15 protein-coding genes are annotated in these 17,565 nt (G+C 69.3%); 5 read left to right on the plus strand and 10 right to left on the minus strand.

The genetic code is table 11. The features are described from left to right. Nucleotides 1-75: 75 nt before the first annotated feature. Together ACFVKT_RS10700 and ACFVKT_RS10705 are read right to left on the minus strand one after the other, a co-directional pair. A complete protein-coding gene (locus ACFVKT_RS10700) occupies nt 76-483 on the minus strand; it encodes a nuclear transport factor 2 family protein (RefSeq protein WP_385729755.1) in 408 nt (135 codons plus the stop codon). 57 nt (nt 484-540) lie between these two features. After that, nucleotides 541-1,104, minus strand: a complete 564-nt coding sequence (locus ACFVKT_RS10705) for an isochorismatase family protein (RefSeq protein ID WP_385729757.1) — start codon at nt 1,102-1,104, stop codon at nt 541-543. Nucleotides 1,105-1,274: 170 nt separating this feature from the next. Here ACFVKT_RS10705 and ACFVKT_RS10710 point away from each other — a divergent pair, with 170 nt between their 5' ends. Beyond that, entirely contained in the window at nt 1,275-2,525 is a 1,251-nt protein-coding gene (locus ACFVKT_RS10710; RefSeq protein WP_385729759.1) for a serine hydrolase domain-containing protein, read from the plus strand. Nucleotides 2,526-3,199: 674 nt separating this feature from the next. On the opposite strand, the gene ACFVKT_RS10715 is transcribed toward ACFVKT_RS10710, so the two are convergent. After that, complete coding sequence (locus tag ACFVKT_RS10715) at nt 3,200-3,904, minus strand: GntR family transcriptional regulator (RefSeq protein WP_385729761.1); 705 nt, start codon at nt 3,902-3,904, stop codon at nt 3,200-3,202. Between the two features lie 162 nt (nt 3,905-4,066). On the opposite strand from ACFVKT_RS10715, the gene ACFVKT_RS10720 reads away from it, so the two are divergent. Next, the gene (locus ACFVKT_RS10720; protein WP_385729763.1) at nt 4,067-4,606 is read left to right on the plus strand and encodes a YbhB/YbcL family Raf kinase inhibitor-like protein; all 540 of its coding nucleotides are present in this window, start codon (nt 4,067-4,069) and stop codon (nt 4,604-4,606) included. Nucleotides 4,607-4,627: 21 nt separating this feature from the next. Here ACFVKT_RS10720 and ACFVKT_RS10725 read toward each other — a convergent pair whose 3' ends face one another. The 3 genes from ACFVKT_RS10725 to ACFVKT_RS10735 form a co-directional block, all read right to left on the minus strand. Next, entirely contained in the window at nt 4,628-4,918 is a 291-nt protein-coding gene (locus ACFVKT_RS10725; RefSeq protein ID WP_385729765.1) for a hypothetical protein, read from the minus strand. A 146-nt stretch (nt 4,919-5,064) separates the two neighbouring features. After that, entirely contained in the window at nt 5,065-6,276 is a 1,212-nt protein-coding gene (locus tag ACFVKT_RS10730) for a DMT family transporter (RefSeq protein ID WP_385729767.1), read from the minus strand. Between the two features lie 801 nt (nt 6,277-7,077). Continuing rightward, nucleotides 7,078-9,030, minus strand: a complete 1,953-nt coding sequence (locus ACFVKT_RS10735) for a sigma-70 family RNA polymerase sigma factor (protein ID WP_385729769.1) — start codon at nt 9,028-9,030, stop codon at nt 7,078-7,080. Between the two features lie 215 nt (nt 9,031-9,245). Here ACFVKT_RS10735 and ACFVKT_RS10740 point away from each other — a divergent pair, with 215 nt between their 5' ends. Together ACFVKT_RS10740 and ACFVKT_RS10745 are read left to right on the plus strand one after the other, a co-directional pair. Then, entirely contained in the window at nt 9,246-10,256 is a 1,011-nt protein-coding gene (locus ACFVKT_RS10740) for a thaumatin family protein (protein WP_385729771.1), read from the plus strand. A gap of 168 nt (nt 10,257-10,424) precedes the next feature. Continuing rightward, nucleotides 10,425-11,600 carry an epoxide hydrolase family protein gene (locus ACFVKT_RS10745; RefSeq protein ID WP_385729773.1) on the plus strand — a complete coding sequence of 392 codons (1,176 nt, stop codon included), beginning with the start codon at nt 10,425-10,427 and terminating at the stop codon, nt 11,598-11,600. Nucleotides 11,601-11,855: 255 nt separating this feature from the next. On the opposite strand, the gene ACFVKT_RS10750 is transcribed toward ACFVKT_RS10745, so the two are convergent. After that, nucleotides 11,856-12,161, minus strand: coding sequence for a putative quinol monooxygenase (locus ACFVKT_RS10750; protein WP_385729775.1), 306 nt, complete (start codon nt 12,159-12,161; stop codon nt 11,856-11,858). Between the two features lie 110 nt (nt 12,162-12,271). Here ACFVKT_RS10750 and ACFVKT_RS10755 point away from each other — a divergent pair, with 110 nt between their 5' ends. Further along, entirely contained in the window at nt 12,272-12,835 is a 564-nt protein-coding gene (locus tag ACFVKT_RS10755; RefSeq protein ID WP_385729778.1) for a winged helix-turn-helix transcriptional regulator, read from the plus strand. Between the two features lie 275 nt (nt 12,836-13,110). Here the strand turns inward: ACFVKT_RS10755 and ACFVKT_RS10760 are convergent, their stop codons facing one another. The 3 genes from ACFVKT_RS10760 to ACFVKT_RS10770 all read right to left on the minus strand — a co-directional run bounded on the left by ACFVKT_RS10760 (nt 13,111) and on the right by ACFVKT_RS10770 (nt 17,340). Continuing rightward, nucleotides 13,111-14,190, minus strand: coding sequence for an LLM class flavin-dependent oxidoreductase (locus tag ACFVKT_RS10760; RefSeq protein ID WP_385729780.1), 1,080 nt, complete (start codon nt 14,188-14,190; stop codon nt 13,111-13,113). A 427-nt stretch (nt 14,191-14,617) separates the two neighbouring features. Continuing rightward, complete coding sequence (locus tag ACFVKT_RS10765; protein ID WP_385729782.1) at nt 14,618-15,757, minus strand: hypothetical protein; 1,140 nt, start codon at nt 15,755-15,757, stop codon at nt 14,618-14,620. Nucleotides 15,758-16,884: 1,127 nt separating this feature from the next. Beyond that, nucleotides 16,885-17,340, minus strand: coding sequence for a DUF6069 family protein (locus tag ACFVKT_RS10770; RefSeq protein WP_385729784.1), 456 nt, complete (start codon nt 17,338-17,340; stop codon nt 16,885-16,887). Between the last annotated feature and the right edge of the window lie 225 nt (nt 17,341-17,565).

Raw genomic sequence — 17,565 nt, forward strand, 5'->3', positions numbered from 1 at the left:
TCTCTCCTCGGCGGCATCCAAGGGCCAACTGCTCAGTGACAGTGGGCCCTTGGAGCCTTGGAAGCGGTCATGTCCTCAACTCATCAGCTCCGGCGCGAAGTAGTCGCGCAGGCGGGCGATCTTTCCCTCGCGGATGCGGAAGATCTGCACCAGCGAGACGGCCGTCTCCTCGCCGTCCCCGTCGAAGACCGTGTCGATCTCGGCGATGAACACGTCGGGGTTGGAGGTGGTGTGCAATACGTACCCGGACTTCTCGAGATTCGGCGTGCGGCCGTCCTTCACCGGTTGTTCGTAGTACGCGGCCATCGCACGACGGATCTCCTCGCGACCCGCCAACCGCCTGGGGAAAGCGGCTTCGGCGGGCATGAGCGGTGCTTCGAACACGCCATCTTCGGTGAAGCTCTCGGCAAGGGCGTCGGCATTCCGGGTGATGGTGCCGGCGTAGATGTAGCTCTCGAAGATCTGCTGCGGCGTTCTGGACACTGCGGTCTCCCTGGGCGTGGACGATCACATCTTTGATGAGGGTAGGTGCCCGGGGATTCAGGCCTGGTCGGGAGCCGGGGGAGCAGTGAAGTCCACATCGGCAGCAGACAGGACACGGATGCTGCGCGCCGGGTAGTTGATGTGCCGGTAGATGGCGTTGTGGTGCAGGACGGCCCGGTCGGACGCGACGAACCCGTCGACGTCCGGACGGGCTGACGTGGTGTGTCCGTCGGCGACGAGCAGGAGGTCGTATCCGAGGCTGAGTGCCTGCCGCGCGGTCGAGTCCACGCAGAACTCGGTGGCGAACCCGGTGACGACCACCTCGGTGACGCCGAGTTCCGTTAGGAACGGGCCCAGATCGCTGTCGAGAAAGGCGTCGACGCTGCCCTTGCGTACGGTCTTCTCGCCCTCACCGGGAGCCAGTTCGGGCACGATCTGCCACCCTTCCGTGCCGGGTTCCAGCCCGTGACCGTCGTGCTGGACCGTGATGACGGGCACGTTGGCAGAACGGGCACGTTCCTGAAGCAAGGCGATCGTGGCGACGGTCTCCTTCGGCAGGTGAGCGATGGCTACGGCGGCGTTCTGCATGTCAAGAACGAGGAGCGCGGGTGTATGCGGCATGAGGACACCGTAAGGGGGTGCGGATGGTATGCGCCCTGCCCCACCTGCCCGGTCCGTCCCAGACTTCTCTTACCGGCAGCTTCCCTTCGGGGCCCTGGAGGTATCCCCACCTCTGTTCCGGAGGCTGCCGCCATGGGCGCGGCCGGAGCGCCTCGGCAAAGTGTGAGGGCATGAAGGCAACAGGGATGACCTCGCGGGCCCGGCTCGCCACAGCCGTTGTGCTCGCTGCCGCCGTCGCGTCCACGGCACTTGCGCCCGGTGCTACGGCGGCCCCCCACCCGGCGTTCGCAGACACCGCTGCCCCCGCGGACGCGCGGCTCACCTCCTGGCAGCTCCAACGCGAGACGAACCGCGTCCTTGCGGAGGGCGGGTTCGTCGGCATCACGGTGCAGGTGCGCGATGGCGCTCGCACACTGCACGCCCGAGCGGGCGAGGCCGAGTTGGACACCGGCCGGCCTGTGCCGAGCGGGGCGGAGTTCCGGATGGGCAGCGTCACCAAGACGTTCGTGGCCACCGTGGTGCTCCAACTGGTCGCCGAGGGCCGCCTGTCCCTGGACGACACCGTCGAGCGCTGGTTGCCGGGTGTGGTGAGCGGTAACGGTAACGACGGCAGCCGGATCACCGTCAGGAATCTGCTGCAGCACACCAGCGGTATCTACAACTACGGTACCGAGGAGGACACCGGGAACACCGCAGCCGATTTCGAGCGGACGCGATTCGACCACTGGGCGCCCGAGCAACTGGTAGCCGGCGCGGTGAGCCGCCAGCCGGACTTCCCGCCCGCACCGGCCGATGACCCCGAGCCCGACTGGAACTACTCCAACCCCGGCTACGTACTCGCCGGAATGATCGTCGAAAAGGCCACCGGGCGGCCCTGGGCCGACGAGGTGCACGACCGCATCATCCGCCCACTCGGCCTGACCGGCACCTATGCCCCTGGTGACGACCCCCACCTGAAGCCTCCGTACACGCACACCTACCACCAGTTCGCCGGCTCGGGCACCTGGACGGACACCACGGCCAGGAACGTCTCGTCGGTGGACGCGGGCGCTGCCCTCGTCGGCACGGAACGCGACGTGGACCGCTTCTTCACCGCCCTGCTCGGCGGGCGCCTGCTGCCTCCCGCTCAACTCGCCGAGATGCGCAGGACCGTGTCCGTCGGCGAGGACTTCGAAGTGGGGTTCCCAGGACTGCGGTACGGCCTGGGACTGATGCGCCAACCGTTGACCTGTGGCGGCGACACCTGGGGCCACGGAGGGGACCTGGAGGGGTTCACGGTGCGCGCCGGCTCCACCGGAGACGGGCGACGCTCGGTTGTCGTCGTCGCCAGTGGCACCGGCGGCGGCTACGAGCAGCTGCTCGCGGCCGAGCGGGCCGTCCGCGGGCTGGTGGACCGCGCGCTGTGCGCCGGGGTCGGATGACGCCGCACCCACCGCACCTCCGACGCCTTCAGCGGGCAGCCAACCGCGGATTCGCTGTTGAGCACCAGGGCCGGGGCCCTCGCGAGGTGGTAGCCCTACGACGTGCGTTCCAGGAGGAGCGCCATGCCCCGGCCACCCGCGGCGACGACGCTGAACAGGGCCGTGCTCCATCCTTGCCGCTCTGCGCCACGACGACCTCAGGTGACCCCCTTTCCTCGGCATAGCGCCCGGCCACTTACGGGGCAACGGCCTGGGCCACGGACGATCTCGTCAACTGCCCCTCACTGATTCGGCCGAGCGGCCGAAAGAGTCCCATGCCCGGAGGATGCGGATGCTCTGTACGGCCCTTCGAAGGGGCGCCTCCCTCCGCGGGGACCGTGCGCCCCCGGGGCTTCGGCCGACGTGCTGACACACCGTGCCCGGTATCGCGGCCGGGCCGAGGACTGGATCTCTCGGCCCGGCCACACCTTCGTAACCCCGTAGCCGAAGGTGCTCGCACTGGGTGTCAGCAGGTGCCTATCGCCCAGGCGTAGTCGACCTCGCTGGTGGAACCGAGGCGAGTCTCGCCAGGAGGAAGGCAGCGCAGGGATGTCCGTCGGCCACCGTCCACAGTGAGGCGTCGTCACGCGGAACGGGCCACGGGCGTAGGGGAGTTCGCTGTCCAGCGAGGCGTATCACGCTTCCGTCGTGGGTTCGTGTCGGGTGCAGCCGGTCAGTCCCGCTGCGGTCTGGGTGAGGTGCGCGGTCAGTACCTCGGCCGCGGCGTCGGCGTCGCGGGACAGAGCCGCCTCCTCGAGCCGACGATGCTCGCCGACGTGGTCCCGGTCGGGGTGGCGGTGCGCCGACCAGCGGCGAGCCAGCTCGCTCGCGGTCCACATCCGGTCGAAGGTCTCCAGCAGGACCGGGTTGCCGCAGCCCTCCAGCAGCGTGCGGTGGAAGACCCGGTGGGCCTCCGACCATGCGCCGCTGTAGTACTCGCCCTCTTCCGCAACGAACCCAGGCGTGCGGACCAGACGGTGGTGGGCGGCTCGTACGCGGGCCTCCCAGTCGACGTCGCCGCGCTCGACGGACATGCGCAGGACGACCGGTTCGATGGTCCGGCGGGCCTCCGCGATCTCCTGCCAGCGGCGGTCGGAGAAGGTCGGGACGGCGAAGCCGCGGTTGGGCAGCCGGTCGGCGAGGCCCTCGCCGACCACCCGGACGAGCGCCTCGCGTACGACAGCCAGGCTCACGCCCTGCTCCTTGGCGAGGTCCTGCGGCTTGAGGGCGTCGCCCGGGGCGTAGTCGCCGCGCATGATCGCGTCCCGCAGGCGTGTGTAGACCTGCTCGGAGAGCATCTGCTTGCCCGGCGAAGTCGAGGTGAGGGCTGTCTGCGTCATCCGTTCATCATAGACGATCCAATAGATAATCGATTATCTGTGTTACCGTCGATTCAGTGGTCGGCGAGAGTCGACGGCGATGCCTCCCGTACATACAGAGGGGCCTCCGTCGGTCGCGTCACCACACCTCACGGCACGGCATGGCCCGAAAGGAACAACGCGATGAGCGCCAACAACCCCTTCGCCCGCCTCCCCGAGGCGGCCTCCTTCACCGTTACCAGCACCACCGTCACAGACGGTGCCGCCTGGTCGCCCGAGCAGTACTCCGGCATCTCAGGCGTCCCCGGTGGGAAGGACGTCTCCCCGCAGCTGTCCTGGAGCGGAGCCCCGGACGGCACCAAGAGCTACGCCGTCACCGTCTACGACCCGGACGCCCCCACCGGGTCCGGGTTCTGGCACTGGGCGGTCGCAGACATCCCCGCCTCCGTCACCCAACTGCCCGAAGGCGCCGGCGACGACATCGGCTCGGGCCTGCCCGAGGGCGCCTACCAACTGCCCAACGACGCCCGCGCGGCCCGCTTCATCGGCGCCGCACCGCCGGCCGGACACGGCCCGCACCGCTACTTCATCGTGGTGCACGCCCTTGACGTCGAGTCCATCGGCGTCCCGGCCGACGCCACCCCGGCCTTCCTCGGCTTCAACATCGCCGGCCACATCCTCGGCCGCGCGGTCCTGACCGCCACCGCCGAGACCCCCGCCTGACCAGCGGAGTGACCCGGCCTGTCAGAAGTCGTCTGAATGCGGGACGAGCAACTGGCGATCGATGTCGGTCAAGCAGTCCGCGTAGTCCAGCCGGACGGCCGCCGACACGAGCCGGTCGTACTCGTCCTGCCGCAACGCGAGCCGGAACGCGTTGACCGTGTTGATGAGGTAGTCGACCGCGATTTCCGCCTCGTCGTTCGCGACTAGGTCGCGGACCGAACCGAGGGCCCGCACGGTTTCCCCCCGAGCCGAGGCCCGTTGCTCCAGGGCGTCGACCACCGCACGGATGATGTCGTCCGCCGAACTCTTCATGGGTCTCCCCGATCCTCACTGGACGCGGACGCGCAGCATGCTCGGCAGGCGTCGCAGACCATGACGGTCTGCGACGCCTGCCATGATCGCAGTCGGAGACCGCAGACGCGGCCGCACTCGATCCGAGGCCTACGCGTCGAGGCCGGTCATCGTCCTGGGCTGTGATCGGCCAGCGCGTCGGTCGGTTCGTGGAAGGACGGTTGGTATTCGTCGTCCTCCAGGCGGGGTCTGCGGAGATGCACGGTGTCGAAAGCTCCTGCGCCGTGGTAGCTGAACCTGATGGTCGGGCTTTCGAGTTCTGGGTGCTTCGCCCAGTCCAATCGGGGATCGGGCGGATTCCCTTGACGGTATGTCAAGTAGCTGGGCGGCAGCGGCGGTTGAGGGACGTACGGGGCGTACGCCGGGTACGGCGGCGAAACCTGGCCAGGCCTGCCCGGTTGCGCCGCGGGTTGTTCCTGGGCGCTGCTGGTCACCACGACGGTGACGCCGACGATGATCAGCAGGAGCCCGGGGATGGTTGCGGGCTCGATCCCCTGGTCCATCAACCACCATGCCCCGAGTGCGGCTACCGGGGTCTCAAGTAGAAGGAGAACGCTGATGGTTGTCGCCGACACCCTGCCGAGGACGAAGTTGAGTGAGCCGAGTCCAAGGATCTGGGGGAGGAGGAGCAGGCCGAGCAGCGACAGTTGGGTGGATCTGTCGAAACCGGTCAGCGAGATGTCGGCGAACCAGCAGACGGCGAGGAGTTCCAGGCCACAGACCATGGAGGTGAACGTCGAGTAGAGGGGTGTGCTCACGTCCGCGCGCGACTTTTCACTCAGCGCGGTGTACCCGGCCTGGGCGATGGCTCCGGCGAGGGCGAGCAGGTCGCCCAGTAGCGCCGTGCCACCGGACTTGATGTCCAGACCGGCTGCCGTGGCCGCTCCCACGACCGACAGGGCGAGACCGGCCCAGGTCCTGCGTGAGGTCCGTACTCCCTGGCCCGCCGCGATGAGGGCCTGCCACACGGGCTGGGTGGCGACGAGCGCCGTGGACATGGCCACCGACGTGAGCCGGGTGCTGGTCATGAAGGCCGCGAAGTGGAGGGCCAGCGCGGTGGCCGCCAGGAAGCCGAAGATCAGCGGACGCCACTGTTCCCGGCGCAGGATGCCCCGCTCGCCGCGCACGACACGTACGACTTCGCGGCGGCGCAACAGCAGCAGAAGGGGGCCGAGTACGGCGAAGCCCAGGCAGTTGCGCCAGAAAGCCATGGCGAGCGGCGAGGCGGTGGCGGCGGCGGTGAGGGGGGCGGTGGCGGAGATGGCGACGACGGTGACCGCCATCGCCACCACGGACAGCGGGTCGATTCTGGACTTCATCGGTGCACACCGCCGACCGTCATCGGATGGGAAAGGAGTGCGGGTCCTTTCGCCGGTGCGCCGCCGGCTATTGCACCGCCCTCCGGCGGATGTACGGCATCGCTCTGGAGTGTGGGCCCGAGCGAGGTGAGACCGCAGGTGTCGGACGCGGGAGTTAAGCCGTCAACGGTCTGTCCAGCATTGGTCATTGAGTACGCAGTTCCTGTGCCGTGGGAGGAGAAGGGGCGTGGCTGAGGGCCTGGAGGGCGGAGGTGAGACCCGGCCGGTGCTGACTCGGCCCCGTCCTTCAGGCCACCTGTGGGCGGCCGGAACGGCGCGGGGACATCGAAGATCGGTCGCCGCACAGGGACGGGGTAGGAGTCCCATGCGGCACCCCCACAACGGGAGTTACGGCTCTACGGTTCGAAAGAAAATGCGGGGGTTACCGCGCGACCTGCGCGTCGGGGCTGAACAGCCGCGCGCTGGTTGAGGATCGGGCTGCGACGGTGGTGAGAGTCGGGGCGCGACGGCGGTGAGAATCGGGCTGCGACGGTGGTGAGGTTCGGGCCGCGATGGCGGTGAGGATCCGGGCCCACACGGTCCTTCTCCGCTGATTCTCCGTGCGGTGCCGTCCGCGTGCTGCGACTACGCCGCCCCGTGCCCCGAGGGGAGTGCCGGGCAGGGCCAGTATTGGAGAAGGCAAGGCGCATCAGCAGGGCGAGCGCAGACGCTGAACGGCCGGTCCCGATGCCCGTTGGCGCCGGCCTGCTCCCGGCCGGAGAATCTCCGCCCCGGCCGGGAGGGTTTCCGTCGTTTCCAGGTTCAGCGCGCCGCCTGGAAGGCCCGGCCTGCCGCAGTCGTCGTCGTGCCGTTCGTGAAGAGGCCGCTGTTCGGCTTCGACGGGTCGGCGCCGAGCCCGAACCATGCGTAGCGCTGGAGGTAGGGGAGGGAGTCGAGGGCTTTCGTGGACGCGGTGACGAAGGCGGCCTGCTCCGTCGGCGAGGGGAAGCGGGTCCCCTGGGAGAAGTCGATCAGCGCGTACTCGGTGAGCCAGATCGGCTTGTGGTAGCGCTGGTAGACGGCGTCCAGGTACGACGTCAATTGGTCGACGGCCTGCGGGGTGCGGAAGTCCCCTCCGTACCAATGGAGCGTGATGAAGTCCACGCGGTAACCCTTGTCCGCGGCGCCGGACATGAAGCGGTCCAGCCAGCCGCCGGGGACGTCCGCGCCCGTCGCCACCGCCGGGCTGCCCAGGATCTTGCCTGCCTCCATGAGCCGCGGCCACAGCCCCAGCGACTGCTCGACCGTCATGTTCGACTGGGCGGCCATGTCGGGTTCGTTGAACCCGAGCAGGTAGGGCCCGTTCGCACGGGCCTCGGCAAGGGAGGCGTCTGTGACGGAGGCCGCTCCCCAGATCATCGGTACGAAGGTCGCCGACGACGGTGTCGTGACGCCCGAATGCTGGGTGGCCCAGGTGTAGTACCAGCTTGCCCCGGACGCGGCGAGTGCCTGGCTCACTCCGTTGAAGGACCACACGCCCACGCCCTTCTTGGCGGAAGAGGCGATCTCCACCGGAGCCGGAGCCGGGGCCGGGTCCGCGGCGGTACGCGTCGCACTGGAAGTCGGTTCCGCCGTCCGTGTCGGGGCCGGGGTGGAGGAGGCGGACCGGACAGCCGAGAGGGAAGGGCTCGGCGACGGGGTGACCGCCGGGGTGGCCGAGGCGGGCAGCGCCGTCTTGGAGGCAGGGGCAGAGGAATCCGGCGTCAGACGGACCCCCACCAGCACGGCCACCGCCACCAGTGCCACCGCCGCGCCGCCGAGGACCGGCTTGGGGAAGGTACGCGTCCCGCTACGGCCGGGCGTCCGGCGCGCAGGACGCCTGTGACCGCCCCGATGACTGCTGCGGCCGACGCCTTCCGCGTGCGCGGAGGAGCCGTCGGCTCCGGGGGACGGCGTGCCGCTTCCGGTGACTGCTGCGACCACGCGGGCCGTGTCGAGGCTGGGCGGAACGATCAGCAGGGGCAAGCCGTGCAGCAGCCGGTCCATGGGGAGGAGCCCCTGTTCCGCGCCCGTGCAGACCCGGCAGCCGCGGATATGACGGGCGAACCGCTTTCGCCACAAGGGGCCCGGGATGTTGTCCCAGGTCGAGGCGGTCTCCTCCAGCCCGACGCAGCGCGGGGCGGCTCCGAGGCCGCGCACCACGAGACGCGAGGCCTCCATCTGCTTCTTCATGCGGCCGACCCGCACGGCAGCGTGACGGGCCGACAGTCCGAGGGCGGAGGCGAGTTCGCCGGTCTCCAGTTCGCCGGTCTCCTTCAGCCACCACAGGGACAGGAGTTCCTGGTCGTCCGGGTCGAGCCAGCGGGTGGCCTCGGCGATCTCACGGCGCTGCTCGGTCAGTCCGAGGCGCAGGATGGTCAGGCCTGCGAAGTCCAGGGCGGGGTCCGGTATCGCCTCCGCGTCTTCCAGGCGGGCACTGCGGTCGCGGGCCGCGGCTCTGCCGTGTTCACGGGTCCGTACCTGTCTGATCGTGATGGCCACCAGCCACGACCGGAACGCGGAGGGCTCCCGCAGTTCCGGCAGTCCTCGCACCATGCGCAACAGCGTCTCCTGTACGACGTCGTCGACATCGGCGTGACCGTTCAGGGCCCGGCCGACGATGTTGTAGACCAACGGCAGGCACTGGGCCACCAGTTGATCCAAGGACTCCCGGTCACCGGCGCGCGCCGCCATCACCGTCCCGGTGTCCGGTCCACTTCGGCGGATCTTCGGCATATGGGTCCATTCCTCTGCGTGTGGGTGCAGCTGTGGCAGTTCCCCGGCCCGCGGTCCGGACCGTGAGGACGCTCCCTATGAACGGAGACCGCCGGCGCGGACACGGACAACAGAAAGTTCGGCACGGGGATTTGAGATTTGTGTTGTCAGGCTGCCGCCGACACGGTCACCGGTACGTGCGTACGCAACCCGAAGAGCACGAGGAAGGCACAAGAATGGCACGAGGACGCAGTCGACACGGCGCGAGATCTCGGCGACAGCGCTGGTGGTACGCCGGGGCAGCGGCCCTCGCGACGGCCGCCGCGATCCTGATCACGTACAGCGCGTGGCCACCGTCGGACACCAACGGCACTTCCGCGGCGGACCCGCAGATCGCCGCCGTACCGCCAAAGGCCAGCGCGTCCCCGTCTCGTACACCAAGCATCTCGCCCTCCCCGTCGGTGTCGCCTCGCCGCAGTCCCTCTCCCTCCGCCACGGCGAGCGCGTCGGCGGCCGACGGGAACAAAGCGACGGGAGGAGCCGGTACGTCCACGCAGCAGCCGTCGACCGCGCCGGCGGGCAAACGCCTGATCACGGTCGTCAACCGCACCGACAAGACGGTCTGGGCGGTAGCCACCAACACTCCGGTCTATCCGGAAGGCCGCCAACTGAGGCCGGGCCAGAGCATGTCGGTGACCGTGGCGAACGACTGGGGTGGACGCATCTGGGGCCGGACGGGATGCGCGTCCACGGCAGCGGGTTTCTGCGCGACCGGAGACTGCACCAGCGTCTGCGACGGACCCAACCCGCCCACCACACTGGGTGAGTTCACCTTCGACGCGTACGCCGGCATGGACTTCTACGACGTGAGCATGGTCGACGGCTCGAACCTGCCCATGTACATCAACATCTCCCACACCTCCACCACCGACCCGGTCAGCCCCGATGGCTGCTACAAGGGGGTCTGCACCACGGAGGTCGACTGTCCCCGCCAGATGCAGGCGCTCTCGGGCGGCCAGATCGTGGGCTGCAAACCACCCTGCGCGGCGTTCGGCGGCGACACGTACTGCTGCCTCAACGAGTGGGCGGGCCGCGAGAATTGTGTCCCCTCGAAGTGGCCGGTCGACTACACCCAGGTGTTCAAGAAGGCCGCACCGTACGCCTACTCGTACGCCTTCGACGACGAGGCGACGATGCCGTGCAAGGGCGCCTGCTACTACCGGGTCACTTTCGGCCTGACCGGCTAGCCGCGCATCCGCACCACCCACCCACGCGGGCGGATGACCTGCCGCAGCCGCCTGTGCTCATCGCGTGCGTCTGCGCACAGGCATACGCATACGCGTCCACCGCGCCGCGTGAGTCGGGCGTAGGGGCCCCGCTACGGTGGCCGGCTCCGCCGCGTTAGCATGCGTGCCATGTCGGACGTATCGCCTCGCCTGGAGCCGTTCACCTTGCAGACCACGCCCGCGGCGCTCGAGGACCTCCGCGCGCGGCTGCGCGCGACACGCTGGCCGGATATGCCGGAGGACGCCGGGTGGTCGCTCGGAACCGACACCGCCTACCTTCGTGAGCTCGTCGCCTACTGGGCGGACGGTTTCGACTGGCCTGCGCAGGAGGCGGCGCTCGCGGAGCTTCCTCACTTCCGCGCCCGGCTCGGCGGCCTGGGGATCCACTTCGTGCACGCCCGGGCTGTCGCGCCGACCGGCCCCGTCCTGCCGCTGGTCCTCAGTCACGGGTGGCCGGACTCGTTCTGGCGCTACTCGAAGGTCATCCCGCTCCTGACCGATCCCGGCGCGCACGGCGCCGACCCCTCCGACGCGTTCGACGTGGTCGTGCCCGACGCGCCGGGCTACGGGTACTCCGACAGCCCCACCGGCCCGCCGCTCGACTCCATCGCCGTAGCCGGCCTGTGGGCCGAACTCATGGGCGCCCTCGGGTACGCGCGGTTCGGCGCGGCGGGCGGGGACATCGGCAGCCACGTGAGCCGCTACCTCGCGCTCGACCATGCCGACCGCGTCGTGGCCGTCCACCGTACGGACGGGGGCTTGCCCGTCTTCACCGGCGACCCGGCCGATCTCACGCCCGAGGAGCGCGCCTGGTTCGACGAGGTCGCGGTCTGGGGCGCGAGCGAGGGCGCGTACGGTGCCATGCACCGCACGAAGCCCCAGACCGCCGCCGTCGGGCTCACCGACTCGCCGGCCGGTCTCGCCGCGTGGATCGTCGAGAAGCTCCAGGCGTGGAGCGACTGCGACGGTGACATCGAACGGAGCTTCACCAAGGACGAGATCCTCACGAACGTCACGCTCTACTGGCTCACGGGGACGATCGGCTCCTCCATGCGCATGTACCACGCGAACGCCGCGATCCCGCCCGCCCAGCTCGCCCGGCGGGTCGAGGTGCCGTCCGGCTTCTCGCTCTTCCGCGGCGACGTCGTCCGTCCGCCGCGGGCCTGGTTGGAGCGCACGACGAACGTCGTACGTGTGACGGAGCCCCCGCGCGGCGGTCATTTCGCACCGTTCGAGGAGCCCGAGCTCTACGCGGAGGAACTGCGTGACTTCTTCCGCCCCTATCGGGCTGACGCGACGGGCTGAGGACACCGCCGCGCGCCGCCGCACCGGGGAGTTCTACCTCCTTCGAACTCCGCAGAAATGCACGTGCCCAGCCGCAGTGTGGGCATGGCAGTCTCGCGCGGGTGATTTCCGGGCTCTGGCGTCGCGAACTGGTCCGGGACGACGTCGACCCCGCCCGTCATCCCTTTGACAGCGCGGTGGCGGCGCGGGTGGTGCGCTCGCTCGGCCTGGCTCGGTGTGTCTCGCCCCGCCCCGCCTCTCTCGTCCTCGTCCAGCTCAGGCCGCTGCCTTGTCGCCGACGAGGTTTCCCTTCATGAGCCACGTGGGGCCTTGGGCGTATTCGCTGGCTTCGGCGAAGAACGCGGCGAAGTGCGGTCCGCCGGCGTGGGCGGTGAATGCGTCGACGTCTGTGTAGACCTCGTTCAGGTAGAAGACATCCGGGTTCTCCTCGTCCGCGAGGACCTCGAACCGCTGGGATCCGGGCTCGTTCGCGAGGGAGTCCCGCGCGGTCTTCTGGGCTGCCCGCACGAAGTCGTCGCGGTGCTCCGGCTGGACGGTGAAGGAAACAAGGAACTGGTACACGATGTGGCCTCCTCAGACCTCATCCGGGCAGTTCACTGACTGAACCGCCCAGGTGAGAACCGTAGCACGGGCTAGTTCAATGAGTGAACCGGGAGAGTAGGATCGGAGGCATGACACTCCCCAGCACGTATGCGGATGACAACTGCTCGCTGGCGCGCACCCTGGAGATCGTCGGCGAGCGCTGGACGCTCATGATCATCCGTGACGCGTTCTACGGGGTGCGCCGGTTCGGCGACTTCGCCGCTCAGCTCAAGATCCCCCGTGCGGTCCTGGCCAACCGGTTGAAGTCCCTCGTGCAAGAAGGCGTGCTCATCCGTGATGAGGACGCGACCACGGGCGTCGAGTACCGCCTGACCGACAAGGGCCTCGCGCTGTGGCCGATCATGCGCGCTCTGATGACCTGGGGAGATGCGTTCTACTCGCCGGCCGGAGTCAAGCGTGCCCTGCGTCACGATCAGGACGGGGGCCTCCTCGACCGCGAGGGGCGCTGCCAGGACTGCGGCTCGGTGATCCCGGTGCCGCAGATCCGGATCGAACCCGGCCCAGGATTCGATCCGGCCGCCTCCGACGACGATCCCCTCTCCAACGCGATCAACACACCACGACGTCTCCTCGAACCGGTCGTGCCATCGCGTACCCGCTGGGCTGACGAGGGTGAACCCAGTACGGCGTGATCCGGAGCGGATCCGCCGCGCCGGGCCGGCGGCAGGAGGGGCCACCGCGCATCGCCGACAGGAGACGGCATCGGATCCGACTCACCGCGCCGGCAACGGGTGACGGCGGGGTGTGCCGAGGGGCACGGGCAGCGCTGCGGCCGTGTGCCCGGGCTCGAAGTGCTTCAAGTGCATGAGCACGTACGGGATTTGTGGCGACACCCCGCCGTGGAGTGGGTCCGCACGACGTCACGCCTGCCTGTTTTCCATCTTCGCAGGAGGACGTGTGGGTCGGTTCAGGTGAGGAGTTTCGCGAGCTGGGCCATCTCGGTGGGCGGGTCGATCACCGGCTGGATGAGGAGTTCGTCGACGCCGGCCTGTTCCAGGGTGGTGATGCGGGCGAGGAGGTCGTCGCGGGTGCCGACCAGGGCCAGGGTGTTCATCAGTGAGGGCAGAACGAGGTCCCGGTCCTGCGGTGCGATGCGTCCGAGGTAGTTGGGGTAGAGCTTGGTGTGCCGGTCCGGTGCGGTGGGGGTGGTGCCGCGCCGGTCCAGGAGCTGCCGAACCGCCTCGCGTTCCTCGGGGCCGAGTTGCTCGGCGAGGGCGGGTGTGTCGGCTGCTGTGTCGGCGGCGAAGGCCAGCAGCGACAGGACGAGGTGGCCCGTCGCGTCGCGGGCCGCGTCGCCGTGGGGGTCCTCGTCCTCGTCGAGTAGGTGGAGCGCGGTGACCACGTAGGAGTCCGCCCGGGAGTCCGTGTGGGAGTCGGGGCCGTGGGGTGTGCCTTGGGCGGCGTCGCGGCGGGTGTCGTGCAGTGTGTGCCAGGCGGTGGGGTCCAGCAGGCCGAAGGAGATGAGGCCGGTGCCGCGGCGGCCGGCGACGGCGGCGGCCTTCGGTCCGAGCAGCGCGGCCACGACGAACTCGATCGGGTCGGCGGTGTTCACGTGCGCCCCGGCGTGCAGGAACCGGATGTCGCGGACCCGGTCACCTTCGCGGTACTCGGTCGAACGGCCGGCGCACAGGTCCTGCAGTGCGACGGTGAAGCTCTCCAGCCTGGCCGCCGTGGTCGGCCGCATGCCCAGGGTGCGCCGAGCGGTGTTTCCGGTGCCGACTCCGCAGATGATCCGGCCCGGTGCCAGGGCGTTGAGGCTGGCGAGCCCGCTCGCGGCGGCGGGGGCCGAGCGCAGCGCCGGTGAGGTCACGCCGATGCCGAGCCTGATGCGGCTGGTGGCCTTCGCACACAGGCTCAGGGCGACGAAGGGGTCACCGTGGACCATCGGGGTGTCGTTGATCCAGAAGCTGTGCAAGCCCAACTCCTCGGCCCGCACAGCGAGATCCTCCACACCGGGCTGCGCAGCGACATCGACGCCTGTACGCATCAGAACCTCCAAGGTGTGAGGATCGAATCGAACCCGCTCAGCATGGCAGGTCCCGGCGCAGGGCCGTTGCGGAGTCGCGTGATCTTGCAGCGTCGCACGCTGGACCGGTGTCAGCGTCGATGTCACAGATGCCCACGGTTCCCGCACCTACGTCGAACTCCCCAACCGGTCTCACGATCAGCGTCCGGACATGTGGTGGTTCGGACAACGTACGCCGCACATCACGACGTCGTCGGCACGCTCCAGCTCCCCTTTCCTCGGGCGGCAACTCGTCTGCCGCCGAGCCAAGTTGGCGTGTTCCGGCTGCCGTCCGCGCACGGGGGAGTGCGGACGGCACGATCCGCCGAAGTCAAGAGACGCTCACGCGGAACGCTCGGCTGGGAAACCCCAGCCGAGCGTCGGCGCCAGGCCAGGCCCAGGGACGGGTTCAGCGAGTCGAACGCTGGATCAGCTCGTACTGGGCGGAGGTGGATTCCCCGGTGATCAGTCCGTAATAGCCGACGGACCAGAACTGCCCGGTGCGGCCGGTGGGAGCGAGGGCCTCGATGTCGTACGACTGGGTCTTGCCGCCGGGGACGGCGTCGCCCGCGACGGAGGTCCAGACGCCGTTGCGCAGGCGCCAGTAGAGGGCGGTGCCTGCGTAGCCGTAGGGGTCGCCCGAGACCCAGACGGTGCCCTTGCCGTCCCCGGTGATGGCATTGGCCCACAGCCCGTCGACCGGTCCGGTGACGTCGTGCCAGCTGACGCCGTCCCAGTGCAGCACCTTGGTCTGCTGCGGTTCGTCCTCGACGTACGGGGTGAGAGCGGTGACCCAGACGCTGCGGGCGGACTCCTGGTACACGGCCGTCGCCCGGAGGTTGCCGGCGGCCGGCGCGACATCGGTCCATGACCTGCCGTCCCAGTGCAGGAGCACGGACCGGCTCGGCTGGCCGACGTGCGCGAACTGCCCGACCGCCCAGGCATCACGGGAGGTCCGCGCGTCAATCGCGCCGATGGTGACGCCGGCCTGGAGGGGCGTGCTCTGCCAGGCACCGTGGGTGTAAGTGTTGATCGCGGTGTCGCTCACCAGCCAGACCTTGCCGGGGACGGCGGCGAGCTTTGCGAAGCCGTAGCCCTTCTCCGCAGGCAGCGGCGCCTGGGTCCACCGCTTGCCGTCGTAGTGGGCCAGGGTCTCGCCCTGCTGGTCCCAGCCGTAGGCCCAGACGTCGTGCGCCGACACCGCATCGACGGCGTGCCACACACCGGTCGTCGGCAGCCCGGGGGCGGACTGCTCCTGCCAGGTTCTGCCGTTCCAGTTCAAAATGACGCCCTGGCCGACGCTGTCGACGTACTGAACTCCCACCGCCCAGGCGGCGTTCGGACCGACCGACGCGATGTCGAAGAGTGCGGAATTGTCCGAGAGCGTCCCCGCCAGAGAGGTGTGCCAGGCCGGAGCCGAGGCCCTGCCCGGCGCCGACGCGGCAGAAGCCGCACTTTCCGCCGCTACACCCGCGGCCGGGGCGACGGCGACGGTGGCCGCCGTCAACGCCGCGACGATCGCGATCTTGAGATACGTGCCTGTCTTCATGACTGCTCCCCGTTGTGTACGGGGGTGCCGCGTGGATCCCGCGACGTCGCCCCCCGTTGGCGCTTGTTCACCCATGAGACCGTCGGTCCCGCCGAATGGTTGTGCCAACATCGGTGCGGAGCACGGACGATGACGCGGGACCGTAGTTCCCCCGGCTCCAACCCTCAATAGGTGCCGCGAGTAGGCAGCCCGGACGGCCGCTCCTGGCCATCGGAGGCGACGATGCGACGATCCGTGAATGGGACGTCGACGCCGGCAAAGCACGGAACACTGTCCGGCGACTTCAGCAACCTATAGCCGGAATGGCGGGATTCTGGCCACGGGGGTGAGGGAGTATGCGTTTGGGACACGACTGCCCGCCGCCTCAAGGAGATGCCTGGGCAGCCTGGCCCGCTGAATCTGGAACTCAGCCCCAGGGACGGCCTGCTGGCCGCCGTTGACGAAACGGGTGCGGTAGAGCTGCGGAGCCTCGTTGCCGGCCGTCTCCGGCATGTCCTGACCCTCGCGGATGGCCCCAGCGCAGTCTGGAAGCTGGAGTTCAACGCCGAGGATGGCAGCGTGGCTGCCATAGGTGAAACGGGGAATGTCCCTGAGGCAGAAAGCACAGTGGTTCGCGTGGCATATCGCCACCGGAAAGGTCCAGCGCACTTTGACCGACCCAGGTTTCCGCGCCATGGGAGGACTGGCATTCAGCCCGGACGGTCGATTCCTCAGCGTTGGCGATGGTGTGGGGACGAGGTGGATATGGGATACGACCACCAGTAAGGAGCGAAGCCACCTCCGGACGGGTGGGGAGCCGAGGGAATTATGGCGTTCAGCCGGGAAGGCCGCTTGCCTCGTACCTGCCGCTCCCGCCGGCGCTGCCCCCTCATCCCTCACCGACGACGCCACCGCCCTCGGACTGTGCCTCCTCGACATCCCCTTGGCACTGCCACCACTGACCATCGGCATGGCCTGGCACCCCCGGCACACAGCCGACGTTGCCCACCACTGGCTCCGCGACGCCATCCGCCGAACCCTCCCGCGCCCCCGGAAGCCCAACTGCGTGATCTGACCGGGGTACCGCGTGCGCCCCGTCAGAAGCGGGTGGCGTTGGTCTTCTTCGCAAGGTGGCCTCTGCGGGACCGTCAATCGGTCCGGAGGCGGAGGCTCCGCGCCAAGGTGGGGATCAACACCGTCGCAGGGATGAGGTGCAGCCCGAGGAGGGCGGTGGTGGTGGCGGTGTTTGCCCCGGAGAGGAGGGGCGGGACCAGCGAGATCGCGGTCAGTGATACTGCCGTCCACACGAATCGTTTGGCGGGGCGAGCGCTCCAACGACGAAAAGCGACGGCAATGACGGTGCCCACGGCCGAGAAGAAGCCGGTCACCACGGCGAACCCGGACAACGGGATCGTCTCGCCACCATCGGGGACCTCGAAGTCGACGCCAATGGCCTGGGCAAGCGTCGCGGCAAGGGTGGTGGCCACCACCGCTGCGAGCGTGGCGATGAAGCCGGTGCCGACGGGCCCGCGGAGTCGGTGGGTGTGGCCTGGCCGGCCCGACGCCGGGCCTGCGACGACCCCGGCTTCATTCATGCTGTTCATGTCGTTCCTCCATCATTCGGCAACTGGCTTACGGGTGTTGACTGGCATGTGACGGTCCTGGCCCTGGGCGTGGCGATGCGTATCCTCGCCGTGCGACGGCCGGGGTTGAGCAGGGCGCGGACGCCGGTGCCGCAGACACAGAACCCGGCGTCGCGTCCGAGAACCGGCCCGGGCTCGCCGTCGCGCAGCTCCAGCTGCACCCGCCCGCGAGTGACGACGCCGAGC

Origin of the sequence: Streptomyces sp. NPDC127595 (assembly GCF_042671685.1) — a bacterium.
In the GTDB taxonomy this organism is placed as follows: domain Bacteria; phylum Actinomycetota; class Actinomycetes; order Streptomycetales; family Streptomycetaceae; genus Streptomyces.

Coding starts and splice junctions, on each gene's coding strand:
- ACFVKT_RS10705 (WP_385729757.1), bottom strand. CDS start 1,104: ATGCCGCATACACCCGCGCTCCTCGTTCTTGACATGCAGAACGCCGCC.
- ACFVKT_RS10710 (WP_385729759.1), top strand. CDS start 1,275: ATGAAGGCAACAGGGATGACCTCGCGGGCCCGGCTCGCCACAGCCGTT.
- ACFVKT_RS10715 (WP_385729761.1), bottom strand. CDS start 3,904: ATGACGCAGACAGCCCTCACCTCGACTTCGCCGGGCAAGCAGATGCTC.
- ACFVKT_RS10720 (WP_385729763.1), top strand. CDS start 4,067: ATGAGCGCCAACAACCCCTTCGCCCGCCTCCCCGAGGCGGCCTCCTTC.
- ACFVKT_RS10725 (WP_385729765.1), bottom strand. CDS start 4,918: ATGAAGAGTTCGGCGGACGACATCATCCGTGCGGTGGTCGACGCCCTG.
- ACFVKT_RS10730 (WP_385729767.1), bottom strand. CDS start 6,276: ATGAAGTCCAGAATCGACCCGCTGTCCGTGGTGGCGATGGCGGTCACC.
- ACFVKT_RS10735 (WP_385729769.1), bottom strand. CDS start 9,030: ATGCCGAAGATCCGCCGAAGTGGACCGGACACCGGGACGGTGATGGCG.
- ACFVKT_RS10740 (WP_385729771.1), top strand. CDS start 9,246: ATGGCACGAGGACGCAGTCGACACGGCGCGAGATCTCGGCGACAGCGC.
- ACFVKT_RS10745 (WP_385729773.1), top strand. CDS start 10,425: ATGTCGGACGTATCGCCTCGCCTGGAGCCGTTCACCTTGCAGACCACG.
- ACFVKT_RS10755 (WP_385729778.1), top strand. CDS start 12,272: ATGACACTCCCCAGCACGTATGCGGATGACAACTGCTCGCTGGCGCGC.
- ACFVKT_RS10760 (WP_385729780.1), bottom strand. CDS start 14,190: ATGCGTACAGGCGTCGATGTCGCTGCGCAGCCCGGTGTGGAGGATCTC.
- ACFVKT_RS10765 (WP_385729782.1), bottom strand. CDS start 15,757: ATGAAGACAGGCACGTATCTCAAGATCGCGATCGTCGCGGCGTTGACG.
- ACFVKT_RS10770 (WP_385729784.1), bottom strand. CDS start 17,340: ATGAACAGCATGAATGAAGCCGGGGTCGTCGCAGGCCCGGCGTCGGGC.